The sequence below is a fragment of the Haloferax sp. SDI50 genome (genome assembly GCF_059802635.1).
In genome coordinates this window covers 1,789,436-1,801,005 of sequence record NZ_JBPULL010000001.1, presented here as the reverse complement: position 1 = coordinate 1,801,005, position 11,570 = coordinate 1,789,436, and the positions used below count along the sequence as shown (strand labels likewise).

Annotated in this window: 10 protein-coding genes; 1 reads left to right on the top strand and 9 read right to left on the bottom strand. The window is 65.6% G+C overall.

What is annotated here, in order from left to right; genetic code table 11:
- The first annotated feature begins 137 nt into the window (after nucleotides 1-137).
- Nucleotides 138-893: a DUF5781 family protein gene (locus tag ACSR87_RS09360; RefSeq protein ID WP_498530278.1), complete on the top strand. Its 756-nt coding sequence runs from the start codon at nucleotides 138-140 to the stop codon at nucleotides 891-893.
- A gap of 99 nt (nucleotides 894-992) precedes the next feature.
- Here ACSR87_RS09360 and ACSR87_RS09355 read toward each other — a convergent pair whose 3' ends face one another.
- The 9 genes from ACSR87_RS09355 to ACSR87_RS09315 form a co-directional block, all read right to left on the bottom strand.
- Nucleotides 993-1,607 carry a 30S ribosomal protein S7 gene (locus ACSR87_RS09355; RefSeq protein WP_498530277.1) on the bottom strand — a complete coding sequence of 205 codons (615 nt, stop codon included), beginning with the start codon at nucleotides 1,605-1,607 and terminating at the stop codon, nucleotides 993-995.
- A 2-nt stretch (nucleotides 1,608-1,609) separates the two neighbouring features.
- The gene (locus ACSR87_RS09350) at nucleotides 1,610-2,038 is read right to left on the bottom strand and encodes a 30S ribosomal protein S12 (protein ID WP_004044570.1); all 429 of its coding nucleotides are present in this window, start codon (nucleotides 2,036-2,038) and stop codon (nucleotides 1,610-1,612) included.
- Nucleotides 2,039-2,264: 226 nt separating this feature from the next.
- Complete coding sequence (locus ACSR87_RS09345; protein ID WP_498530276.1) at nucleotides 2,265-3,158, bottom strand: mechanosensitive ion channel family protein; 894 nt, start codon at nucleotides 3,156-3,158, stop codon at nucleotides 2,265-2,267.
- A gap of 54 nt (nucleotides 3,159-3,212) precedes the next feature.
- Nucleotides 3,213-3,632 carry a NusA-like transcription termination signal-binding factor gene (locus tag ACSR87_RS09340; protein WP_004044572.1) on the bottom strand — a complete coding sequence of 140 codons (420 nt, stop codon included), beginning with the start codon at nucleotides 3,630-3,632 and terminating at the stop codon, nucleotides 3,213-3,215.
- A 2-nt stretch (nucleotides 3,633-3,634) separates the two neighbouring features.
- Complete coding sequence (rpoA2, locus tag ACSR87_RS09335; protein WP_498530275.1) at nucleotides 3,635-4,894, bottom strand: DNA-directed RNA polymerase subunit A''; 1,260 nt, start codon at nucleotides 4,892-4,894, stop codon at nucleotides 3,635-3,637.
- Complete coding sequence (locus ACSR87_RS09330; RefSeq protein ID WP_498531054.1) at nucleotides 4,887-7,811, bottom strand: DNA-directed RNA polymerase subunit A'; 2,925 nt, start codon at nucleotides 7,809-7,811, stop codon at nucleotides 4,887-4,889. The genes rpoA2 and ACSR87_RS09330 overlap by 8 nt, the downstream gene beginning before the upstream one ends.
- Before the next feature lie 12 nt (nucleotides 7,812-7,823).
- Nucleotides 7,824-9,653: a DNA-directed RNA polymerase subunit B gene (rpoB, locus tag ACSR87_RS09325; protein WP_004044575.1), complete on the bottom strand. Its 1,830-nt coding sequence runs from the start codon at nucleotides 9,651-9,653 to the stop codon at nucleotides 7,824-7,826.
- 1 nt (nucleotide 9,654) lies between these two features.
- Complete coding sequence (locus ACSR87_RS09320; RefSeq protein WP_004044576.1) at nucleotides 9,655-11,220, bottom strand: DNA-directed RNA polymerase subunit B''; 1,566 nt, start codon at nucleotides 11,218-11,220, stop codon at nucleotides 9,655-9,657.
- Nucleotides 11,217-11,444 carry a DNA-directed RNA polymerase subunit H gene (locus ACSR87_RS09315; protein ID WP_004044577.1) on the bottom strand — a complete coding sequence of 76 codons (228 nt, stop codon included), beginning with the start codon at nucleotides 11,442-11,444 and terminating at the stop codon, nucleotides 11,217-11,219. The genes ACSR87_RS09320 and ACSR87_RS09315 overlap by 4 nt, the downstream gene beginning before the upstream one ends.
- Nucleotides 11,445-11,570: the final 126 nt, after the last annotated feature.

Genomic DNA, 11,570 nt, shown 5'->3' with positions numbered 1-11,570 from the left:
GATTTCCCATTTTCAGCCGCCCTACCGCCGGGGTATGAGCATTTTTGTCACGATAGGCGCGACTGTCCGCCGGACGCGAATCTCGTCGCCGCGCTCGGCGCAAGAGTCATGTTGGTTGATAACATTCCTCAACTTGAATGGACCTCCGAGTCGTCGGGGGCGCGCCGGCAGACCCGTTCTTGAGCGCCGCCGACCTGTTCGAAACCGAGTTCGAGCTTTCGTACCCCGTGTTCGTGCGCGTGCGGGACGACCCCGACTCCCGAACGTGGGCCGGCCACTATCAGGACCGTCACGTCCTCAACATCTCCCGGCAGGCCGCCACCAGCGCGATGGCCCGCGAGCTCGCGCTCCACGAGCTCTCGCACATGGCCCGAAACGAGGAGGGTCACGTCTCGCACTATCAGTCGACGCGCGAGGCGGTCTTTCTCGCGCTCGCGGGCCGGACCGTCGAGCGCCGAAAGCTCGCGCACTGCTATCAGATTGCCAACCACTGCAAGGACATCTACGCCGACGACCTGACGCTGTCTGTCGCGCCCGCGGACAAACTCGTCCAGTTCCTCGAATCGCAACTGGCCGCGGCGCTCGCTGACCGACCGCAGTCGCCCGCGCGGCCGGGCTCCCGACTCGTCACCGCAGGGTCGGACCCCGACATCACGGCCGTGAACGCCGCGTTCGCCCTCGCGCTCGTGGAACGGCACGACCTCGTCGAACCGGACCACCGGCTGTACGACCTCGCGCACGCCGCGGCCGACGACGCGCCGTCGGTGTCGCTCGACACGTTCAAAGAGCGGTTCCGGACGCTCGCCGCCGACCCCTCGAAAAGCGAGTACCGCCGGACGCTCGTGGACGTGGTGAAAAACTACGTCGTCAACCCCGGAGTGGCGGCCGACTGAACGCCGCGCGACGACTGCGAGAAAGCGGCGAACGAACAAGCGACCCCGCCGTACGGCGTCGTCACTCGCCGCGGTGAAAAACGAAAGAGAGTGGAGAGATTACCGGGCCGCTTCGGCGACGCGCTCTTTCTCCTCTTTCTGGGAGATGGCGTACGTCTGGACGTCGTAGTCGGCCGCGCCGACGAGCTGCTGTGCGAGCGCCTCGGCGGCGGTGGTCGTGGACTTGTAGGAACCGCTGAGGGTACCCTGCGCGATGAACTTCAGCGCCTCGTCGACGCGGCGCTGCGGGGCGACGTCGACGGCCTGCGGGACCGAGATGCCGCCGTACTTGAGGCGGACGGTCTCCTCGCGGGGACCGGCGTTCTCGACCGCGCGGATGAGCACCTGCACGGGGTTCTCCTCGGTGCGCTCGTTGACGATTTCGAACGCGTCCTTGACGATTTTGCTCGTCTTCTGCTTGTGTCCCGTGTTGTCCTCGGTCTGCATCAGGCGGTTGATGAGCCGCTCGACGATGCTGATCTCGGACTTCTGGAACTGCTTCGAGGCGTGACGACCCATCGTGTGGGCGATGGGCGTCGCCTTGATGTACCGGCTCATGCTGGGGTCGGTGTACTCCATCTCGGAGACGTCCCAGACGCCGAACAGAAGCGCGTTCTCTTTCGCTTCCTCGCTGCTCGCGGGGGACTCGGGTTCGGGTGCGTCGCTTTCCGACATTGTTAGCGCACCGGCTTTTCAGCGTTCCCGCGGACGAGTTCGATCATCGAGACGCCGTTGACCTTCTCGACCTTGTAGTTGACGCCCGAAAGGTCGCCCATCGCGCGACCCTTCGCGCCGCCGATACCGGCGATGGTGACTTCGTCGTGCTCGTCGATGAACGAAATCGCGCCGTCACCGGGACAGAAGGCGGTGACCTGCTTTCCGTTCTTGATGAGCTGAACACGGACGCATTTCCGAATCGCCGAGTTCGGCTGCTTTGCTTCGATACCGACCTTCTCGAGGACGATGCCGCGACCCTGCGGGGCACCCTCGAGCGGGTCGGACTTCTTGCCGAGACCGCGCTCACGGCGCGCGTACTCAGAGTCGGACCAGCGGCGCTTCTGCCGGTCCTGCTTGAGCTTGCGCGCGGCGTATTTGCCGTTCGCCATAGTGAACAACAGTTCCAGATGGAGCTACTTAAGCCTCCCTTTTCGAATCCGACGAGACGGCTTCAGGAGCGATTAGCGACCCCTAAGGAGGCATCTGAGGTCGTTTCGTAGATTCGAACGACGGCACCTCCGCGTCGAAGAGGGACTAAACCGCCCGGAGATGGTGTCGTTTCACCCACGCATGCGAACGACCGCCACACCGGAAGGTTTCGGTCTCGCGGGCGGCTCACTCGCCGTCGCGCTCGCCGACGAGGTCCACGTCGAGGCGACCGCTGACCTCCCGTCCCGACGCCGGCCCGAGCGTCAGCCCCTCCTCGTCGAACCGTCGCTTGACGCGCCGTCGGTACTGTGAGCGAACGTCCACGAGGCTCACGTCCATCGGTGATTCGACCCAGAACTCCGTCTGGAGCCCGACCGAACTCCCGGCGAACTCGACGATGCGCGCGGTCGGCTCCGGGTCGTCCAGCACGCGGTCGTCCTCCCGCGCCGTCTCGACGAGTTCGCGGAGCGCCAGTTCCGCGTCGTCGGCGTACGCGATATCGACGCGTTCGGTGATTCGGTAGCGCTCTCGGCCGTACGGGCGGGTGAGGGCGTTCGTCGTGAGCTCCGTGTTCGGCACGGAGATGGTCTCGTTGTTCACCGTCCGCACGCGCGTGACCCGGAAGTCGACCGCCTCGACGACGCCCTCGCCGCCCGGCCACGATATCCAGTCGCCGACGTTGAAGTCCGGGTCGGCAACGAGAAAGAGCCCGCTGATGAGCGCGCCGATGACCTCCTGTCCGGCGACGCCGACGACGAGCGTGAGCGCCGCGACGATGAGCGCCGTGTCCGTGAGCACCGAGGCGTAGCCCGCGCCGACGACGCCCGCAAGCGTCGCGAGCGCGATGACGAAGGCGTGCGCGTAGGTCTCCGTCGCCGACTGCAACGTCGGGTTGTTCCGGTTCCGGGCGCTGACGAGTCGCGTCACGCCGGGGACCAACAGCAGCCGGCCGACGAGATAGACCGCGACCGCCGCGGCGGCGAACCCCGCGGTCGCGCTCGCGAGCTCCTCGTACTCCGAGAACTGCGTCGGGTCGAGTTGCCCGGCGGCGACCCCGACCGACGGTCGTGTCGACGACATGCGTAGCTCGCCGTTCGGTGGGGACAAAAACGTGTGGTCGAGGCGGCCGCCGCGTTACGTCAACTGGATGTCGTCGATGTCGTAGTGGCGACGCGCCAACTCGCGGGCGGTGTCGATGGTCTTCCCGCTCGCGCCGATGGCGACGCCGCGGTCGGCTTCGGCGACCTCGACGTACGCGACGGTGTCGTTCTGCCGCGAGAGCGTTACGTGTCGGACGGCCGCCGGCGCGAGCGCGCTCGCGACGAACGCCTCGGGCGTGTCGGCGTCCTCGACCAGTTCGACTGTCCGGCCGAGTTGGCGTTCGACCGACTGGACGGTCCGTCCGCCCGGACCGATGGCCGTCGCCATGTCGCCCGCGGCGACGAGGAAGACGACCCGGTCGTCGAAGACGAGACAGTCGTGGGCGGTCGCCTCCGTCTCCTCCTCGAAGAGGGCGATGAAGCGCCGGGCCGTATCCGACAGCGTAACTTTCATCGTCAGTCGTCGGACGGTTCGGGTGCCGCGTTGGCGTCCGCGTCCTCGACGTCGAGCGAGCCCATGCGGAGGTCCACGTCGCCGGTGCCGATAGCAATCGGCTTGCCGACGATGACGTTCTCGATGACGCCGTCGAGGTCGTCTTCCTCGCCGTGGATGGCGGCGTCGAGCAGGTGGTTGACCGTGACCTCGAACGCGGCGCGGGCGAGGACGGAGTCCTTCGACCCGGAGATACCGTGACGGCCGATGGACTCGATGGTCCCGTCGTTCGTCATGATGTCCGCGACGAGCATCAGGTGGCGGATGTTCACGTCGTCGAGGCCCTGCTCGCGCAGCGTGTTCATCGTCTCGTCGATGATGGCTTCGCGGGCGGCCTCGATACCGAGCTGCTTGTGCACCTCGTGGATGTTGTTCGAGGTGGTCCGGGAGGCGTCGACGCCCTCGATGGCGAGCGCGTCGCCGAACGCCGAGCCCTCGGTGTAGAGGACGAACTCCTCTTCGTCGGTGTCCTCGTTGTTCTCCTTCCGGATGACGACGCGGGAGACCTCCTCGATGCCCTTGAACACGATGTCGCGCAGCTCCTCGACGAGTTGGAGGAGCCGGCGGTAGCTCGGGCTCTCGGGGCCGAACTCGATGAGCGTCCCCTCGCGTCGGGTCTTGATGCCGAGCGCGTCCTCGATGGTCTCGGCGATCTCGCTCGCGACGACGCCCTCGTCGTCGTACGTCGGCCAGCGTTCGAGGAGCGTCTCGTCGTTGAGGTTTACCTGCACGACCATGTCGGCGACGTTGGTCGAGATGTCGCCGAGCGCCAGAATCTTCGTGGACTCGATGTTCCAGACGACCTGGTGGGCGAGTTCGCGGTTGTTCGCGTACTCGTCTTCGAGGTACACCGTCATCATCGGCGTGTCGGGGGTCTTCCGCGCGTCCACCAGCTCGATGAGCCGCGGCAGCCCCTGCGTGACGTCGATTTCGGCGACGCCCGCGTAGTGGAACGTGTTCATCGTCATCTGCGTCCCAGGCTCACCGATGGACTGCGCCGACACCGTCCCGACGGGGTCGAGCGGGTCGACGCGGGTGTCGAGGTAGCGCGCCTCGACGGCCTGCGCGATTTCGCCGGCCTGGTCGAGGGTGACGCCCTCGCGCTCTTCGATGGTCTGGTAGATGCGGTCCTTCAGGCGTCGAGACAGCTCTTTGGACTCGACGACGTCGACGATGGCGTCGTCGACGAACTCGTAGTCGGCGGTTGCGTCGTGTTCAGTCATCGGATTCGACCCCCGCACGGGCGTCGACACGCGGTTCGGCGTGCTCGGAGAGGTTGGTCGGCGGTTCGCGCTCGCCGAGGAAGCGTTCCTTCTCCTCGTTGGAGCTGAACTCCGAGGTGAGGATGCGGTCGGCGATGTTCTCGACGTCGATGGGCATCTCTTCGTCGGACGAGACCTTCACCGGGCTCGTGCCGTCCTCACCGAACTCGAACTGGACGATGGTCCCCGACGTGTCGCGGACGGAGCCGTCGTACTGCGCTTCGAGCTCGGAGAGGGCGTTGATGAGCCGGCGCTGCAGGTAGCCGGACTTCGAGGTCCGAACTGCCGTGTCGACCAGCCCTTCGCGACCACCCATCGCGTGGAAGAAGAACTCACGCGGCGTGAGGCCGGCGCGGTAGGAGTTCTCGACGAAGCCGTGTGCTTCCGCCGAGAGGTCGCCTTTCTGGTAGTGGCTCAGGGTGCGGCCCTCGTAGCCGCGGTTGATGCGCTCGCCCCGAACCGCCTGCTGGCCGACACAGCCGGCCATCTGGGTCAGGTTGAGCATGGACGCACGCGCGCCGGATTTCGACATCACGACCGCGGGGTTGTCCTCCTCGAAGTGGTCCTCCGCGATTTCGCCGGCGGAGTCGCGCGCCTTGCCGAGGCGCTGCATAATCTTCATCTCCAGCGTCTCGTCGACGGAGCGACCCGGCAGCGATTCGAGCTCGCCCGCCTCGTAGATTTCGATGAGCTCCTGAATCTTGTCGTAGGCGGCGTCGATGGCCTCGTCGACCTGCGCCGTCGCCTCGTCCGGGATGGACTCGTCGTCGATACCGATAGACAGCCCGAAGTGCATGATGGCGCGCATCGCGAGCGAGGCAATCTCGTTGATGAAGATGCGCGAGCGCGTCTTCGAGTAGTCCTTCGCGAGGGCGTCGACGATTTCGCCGCCGAACGCGCCGACGGCGTCCTCGTCGATGGTGCCCTGAATGAGCTGGCCGTCTTCGATGGTGACCGTGTCGCCGACCTTCGAGGTGAACTCCATGTTCAGGTCGTCCGGCAGGAGTTCCGAGAAGATCTGCTGGCCGGTCCAGTAGGCCTGCCCGTCCTCGTTTTCGCCCGCGGGCTCGGGGAGCGTGTCCACGCGCGTCGCGCGGAGCAGGTCGAGCGCCTGCGTCTCGACGAACTCGGGGTTGTCGTGGGTGAGCAGGTAGGTGCCCGAGATGTGGTCCTGAATCGCGCCGATGATGTTCTCTCCGAAGCGCGGCGAGAGAATCTGCTCTTGGACGCGCATGAGAACGCGCGCCTCGGCACGGGCCTCCTCGTTCTGGAGGGCGTGCATGTTCATCTCGTCGCCGTCGAAGTCGGCGTTGTACGGCGGACAGACGACCGTGTTCAGACGGAACGTCTTGTACGGCATCACGACGACTTCGTGCGCCATGATGGACATCCGGTGCAGCGACGGCTGTCGGTTGAAGATGACGATGTCGCCGTCGACGAGGTGGCGGTTGACCTCCCAGCCGAGTTCGACTTTCTCCGCGAGTTCCTCGCAGTTCTTCTCGGTCACCTTCAGACGGCGGCCGTCCGGACGGCGGACGTAGTTCGCGCCGGGGTGGCTCTCGGGGCCGTTACGGACGTACTGGCGAGCCTCGTCGATGTTGCGCTCGGTGACGTTCATCGTCTGGGTCATCTCGGACGCGACGCGGTCCGGGACGCCGACCTCGTTGAGCGAGAGCGTCGGGTCCGGCGAGATGACGGTACGCGCCGAGAAGTTGACGCGCTTCCCGGACAGGGAGCCGCGGAAGCGACCCTCCTTGCCCTTCAGGCGCTGGCTGAGCGTCTTCAGCGGGCGGCCGGAGCGGTGACGCGCCGGCGGCGTGCCCGAAATCTCGTTGTCGATGAACGTGGTGACGTGGTACTGGAGCAGTTCCCAGAGGTCCTCGATAATCAGCTGCGGCGCACCCGCCTCGCGGTTCTCCATGAAACGCTGGTTGATGCGGATGATGTCCACGAGTTTGTGGGTCAGGTCGTCCTCGGAGCGCTGGCCGTTGTCCAGCGTAATCGAGGGACGCGCCGTGACCGGCGGGACGGGGAGGACGGTCAGAATCATCCACTCGGGGCGCGACCGGTCGGGGTCGATGCCGAGCGTGACGAGGTCCTCGTCCGGGATGTCCTCGAACCAGTCGCGGATGTCCGAGGGCATCAGCTTGTTCATGTCCTCTTCGGTGAGGTCGAGGTCGAGCGCCTTTTCGAGCGCCTTGCGGTCGTCGCCGACCGGGCGGAACTCGCCGGCGAGCACCTGATTGACGCGCTCGGCGTCGAGACCGGTCTCGTTGGCGAGGGTGACGGGGTCGACGCCCTCGTCGTCCTCGTCGTCGGGGTCGGGCTGCATCGCTTCGGCGATGCGCTCGGAGTAGTCCCCGGCGAGCACGTTCTGGACCTCGTAGTAGGTCGTCGGCTTCTCGTGTTTGATGTCGTGCTGCGGCGAGCCGCAGTGAGGACAGCGGTTGGCCTTGCGGGCCTGCCGGACCGCCGACTTCATCACGTCGCTCCAGTCGTCGCCGAGTTCCTTCGTGCGACCGAGCTTGTCGCGGTACTCGTCTGCTTCCTCGTCCGTCAGCGAGAGGCGACCGCACTCCCGACACGTCGAGCGGAGCAGGCGGCGGATGAGCTTCGTGAAGCCGACGTGGATGACGGGCGCGGCCAGTTCGATGTGGCCGAAGTGCCCGTTGCACGACCCGGAGTGCTGGCCGCAGGTGCGGCATTGCAGCCCAGGGTCGATGACGCCCAGCCGCGGGTCCATGAGACCCATGTCGATTGGGTAGCCGTCGTCGTCGTAAGTGTCCGCGGTGATGACCTTCGTCGCGGACATGTCTCGGTACGTCTCCGGGTCCATCAACCCGAACTGGATGCTGCCGATTTCTTTGGGTGTCTGCATTGACATGAGTGGTTAGACCGCGTCCTTCAGTTCGATTCGCGGGCGGACGCCGAGCGCGACCATCTCGTCGAGAAGCAGCTTGAACGCGTAGCTGATCTCGATTTCGTGGATGTTGTCCTCGTCGCCGGTGACCGGGTCGTAGATGCGGCGCTGGTCGCGGTCCTCGACGGCGACCATGCCGGTGTCGGCGGAGATGTAGACCTTCTCCTTGTCGGAGGAGTCGAGCAGGCGCTCCTGGAGCACCATCGCGGCACCGTGGCCGATGACGGTGTCGCGCTCCATCTCCCCGAGACGGAGGCCACCCTCGCGGGCGCGACCCTCCGTCGGCTGGCGGGTGAGCACCTGCACGGGACCGCGCGAGCGGGCGTGCAGCTTGTTGCTCACCATGTGGTACAGCTTGTGGTAGAAGATGATGCCGACGAAGATTTCGGCCTCGATCTTCTCGCCGGTGACGCCGGAGTACATGACCTCCTTGCCGGAGGACATGAACCCGCGCTCTTCGAGCGCCGAGCGGAGCTCCTCTTCGTTTTCGCCCTGGAACGCGGTGCCGTCGACGCGGCGGCCTTCGAGCGCGCCGACCTTGCCGCCGAGCATCTCCAGCACGTGGCCGACCGTCATGCGCGACGGCAGGGCGTGCGGGTTGAGCACGAGGTCGGGCACGACGCCGTCGGCGGTGAAGGGCATGTCCTCCTGGGGAGCCAAGTGGCCCACGACACCCTTCTGTCCGTGCCGGGACGCGAACTTGTCGCCGAGTTCCGGAACGCGCTGGTCGCGGACGGACACCTTGGCGAGCTTCGAGCCGTCTTCGCCCTCCATGAGCGTGACCGTGTCCACGACGCCGGATTCGCCCGAGCGCATCGTGACGGAGGTCTCGCGGCGCTTCTGCGGCGAGAGCCCCGCCATGTCGTCGGGCTCTTCGAGGAACCGCGGCGGCGAGGTCTTGCCGAGCAGCACGGAGTTCTCGTCGACGACCGTCTCGGGGTTGACGAGGCCGTCCTCGTCGAGGTGCGAGTACGCGTCTTCACCGCGCGCGCCGCGCACGTCCTGCGACGGAATCTCGAAGCGGTCTTCCTGACCGCCGGGGTAGCGGCGCTCTTCGCCCTCGTAGGTGCGGAAGAAGTGCGAGCGGGCGAGGGCGCGTTCGACCGAGCCTTTGTTCATGACGAGCGCGTCCTCGATGTTGAAGCCCTCGTAGGACATGACGGCCACGACGAAGTTCTGGGCCGCGGGTCGCTCGTCGAACCCGATCTGCTCCGTGGTCTGCGTTTTGACCATCGAGAGCTGCGGGTAGTGCATGAGGTGCTGGCGGGTGTCCGGGCGGATGCGGTAGTTCGCCGCGGGCAGCCCCAGCGACTGCTTCATCATCCCTGCCCCCATCGTAATGCGGGGCGAGGCGTTGTGCTCCGGGTACGGAATCATCCCGGCACCGATGCCGAAGATGAGCTGCGGGTCGATTTCGAGGTGCGTGTGGTCCTCGTTGAGTTCGTCCTCGTCGACCGCGACGTAGATGTCTTCTTCCTCCTCGGCGTCGATGAACTCGACGAGCCCGCGCTCGACGAGGTCGTCGAAGTCGAGTTCGTCGTTGTCGAGCGCCTCGACGTGGTCGTCGTCGAGGAGCGGCTCGCCGTCTTCGACGACGATGAGCGGACGGCGGGCGCGGCCCGCGTCGGCGTTGATGATGACTTCGCGGGTGCGCTCTTTGACGGAGACGTTCACCATCTGGCTCACGTCGCCGCGGCGACGCGCCTCTCGAATCTGTGCCGCGAGTTGGTTGGGGTCCGGGTGGGTCCCGACGAGACTACCGTTGACGTATACTTTCGCTTCTCGCTGTGCCTGAGCCATGTTAGTCGTCCGCGGGTGCGGCGTCGACGCTGTCGATGCCGGGGATACCCTCGACACCCATCGACGCGAGTTCTCGTTTCAGCGACTGTTCGTCTTCGACGTTCTGGGAGAGCTCCATCGCCTGCGCGAAGTTCTTCACCAGCCCACAGTTCGGTCCCTCGGGGGTCTCGGAGGGACAGATGCGACCCCACTGGGTCGCGTGCAGGTCGCGCGCCTCGAAGTGCGGCTGCGACCGTGACAGCGGACTGCGAAGGCGACGCAGGTGCGACAGCACACCCATGTAGTCGGTGCGGTCGACGAGCTGGGAGACGCCGGAGCGGCCGCCGACCCAGTTGCCCGTCGCGATGGGGTGTTCGAGCCGCTCGGTGAGCACGTCGGACCGGACGACGGTGTTGACCGTCAGGTTCCGGTTCCGCATGTTAGCGCGTTCGAGCTGGTACTTCACGTCGCGAGCCAGCTTGTTGAGCGCCGTCCGGAAGAGGTCCTTCATGAGGTCGCCGGAGACCTTCAGGCGCTTGTTGGCGTAGTGGTCCTTGTCGTCGGAATCGCGGCGCTGGAGCGCGAGTTCGAAACACGCCTCGGCCATGCGACAGAGGTAGTACGCCTTGTTCATGCGCACTTCCTCTTCTTCCGCGCCCTCCTCGTGGAGGTGCGGAAGCAGGTAGCGGTCGATGACGTAGTTGGCGCGCTTGAGCTGGTAGTTCTTGCCCTGGCCGCCGGCGACGCGCTTGCCGAGCGCCTCGATGGCCTGCTCTTGGGTCTGCACTTCGGCCTCCTCGAGGTTTTCGAGCATGAACTTCACAATCTCCGGGTCGTCGGAGACGCGGTGGACGATTTCCTCGTCGGATTCGAGACCGAGCGCGCGGACGAGCGTCACGAAGTTGACGCTCCCGGAGACGGACGGGAACGAGACTTCGAGGAGCCCCTCGCGGTTGCGTTCGCAGAGCACGAGCGCGCGGTAGCCGCGGCGCTGGCTGAACGTCTTCGCGACCTGAATCTCGTCGCCGTACTTCGTGTCGTACTCGGCGAGAATCTTGTTCGGCGCCAGGTCCTCCGAGGTCATGAGCACGCGCTCGGAGCCGTTGACGATGAAGTAGCCGCCGGGGTCGACGGGGTCCTCGCCGATTTCGACGAGGTCCTCGTCGGAGAGCTCCGCGATGTTACACTTCGAGGAGCCGACCATGATGGGCATCCGGCCGACCTTCGTCTCGGCGGTGTCGACGACGACCTCCTCTTCTTCCTCGCCGCCGCGGACGATGGACATCTCCATGAACACGGGGGCGGAGTAGGTGATGTTGCGCAGGCGCGCTTCCTGCGGGAAGAGGAGTTCCTCGGAGCCGTCGGCCTCGCGGACGCGGGGCGTCTCCACGCGGACGCCACCGAGTTCGACGTAGACGGGTTCCTCGCCCTCCTTGTCGCCGATGTCCGTTTCGATGGTCGCCTTCTCCTCGACGACGTCCATCATGCCGCGTTCGAGGAACGCGTTAAACGAGCGGAAGTGGTGTTCAGCGAGCCGTTCTTCGGAGAAGTACTTGCGAGAGACCTCGCGTCGCGCTTGTCGGTTCATTCAATCACCAGTCGATATACGACTGCTTTGTCTGTCGTTCGAGAGTTCCGAACGATCTTGATGACGTCGCCGGGCTCTGCGTCCTCGGGGAGCGCCGGGTCCTTCAGCTTGATCTTCGGGAGATTCGTCTTCTCGACGTTGTACTCCTGTAACACGTCCTCGACGGCCTCGTCGTCGAGTTTCGTGTGTTCCGGAACCAGTTTGTGTTGGCTTACGTCTACCATGTATGGTGCTGCTGGGTGCTGGAAGAAGCTGTCACGGGATACTACGGCTGATTTTGGGACGCACCCATTTAACCCTTGCCAACTGCGTCGGAGAAAGGCGACGCTATCGGCAGTCACGCACCGGAG

What these genes read in the sequence shown, in the direction of transcription:
- ACSR87_RS09360 (WP_498530278.1), top strand. Translation starts at nt 138, where the DNA reads ATGGACCTCCGAGTCGTCGGGGGCGCGCCGGCAGACCCGTTCTTGAGC.
- ACSR87_RS09355 (WP_498530277.1), bottom strand. Translation starts at nt 1,607, where the DNA reads ATGTCGGAAAGCGACGCACCCGAACCCGAGTCCCCCGCGAGCAGCGAG.
- ACSR87_RS09350 (WP_004044570.1), bottom strand. Translation starts at nt 2,038, where the DNA reads ATGGCGAACGGCAAATACGCCGCGCGCAAGCTCAAGCAGGACCGGCAG.
- ACSR87_RS09345 (WP_498530276.1), bottom strand. Translation starts at nt 3,158, where the DNA reads ATGTCGTCGACACGACCGTCGGTCGGGGTCGCCGCCGGGCAACTCGAC.
- ACSR87_RS09340 (WP_004044572.1), bottom strand. Translation starts at nt 3,632, where the DNA reads ATGAAAGTTACGCTGTCGGATACGGCCCGGCGCTTCATCGCCCTCTTC.
- rpoA2 (WP_498530275.1), bottom strand. Translation starts at nt 4,894, where the DNA reads ATGACTGAACACGACGCAACCGCCGACTACGAGTTCGTCGACGACGCC.
- ACSR87_RS09330 (WP_498531054.1), bottom strand. Translation starts at nt 7,811, where the DNA reads ATGCAGACACCCAAAGAAATCGGCAGCATCCAGTTCGGGTTGATGGAC.
- rpoB (WP_004044575.1), bottom strand. Translation starts at nt 9,653, where the DNA reads ATGGCTCAGGCACAGCGAGAAGCGAAAGTATACGTCAACGGTAGTCTC.
- ACSR87_RS09320 (WP_004044576.1), bottom strand. Translation starts at nt 11,220, where the DNA reads ATGAACCGACAAGCGCGACGCGAGGTCTCTCGCAAGTACTTCTCCGAA.
- ACSR87_RS09315 (WP_004044577.1), bottom strand. Translation starts at nt 11,444, where the DNA reads ATGGTAGACGTAAGCCAACACAAACTGGTTCCGGAACACACGAAACTC.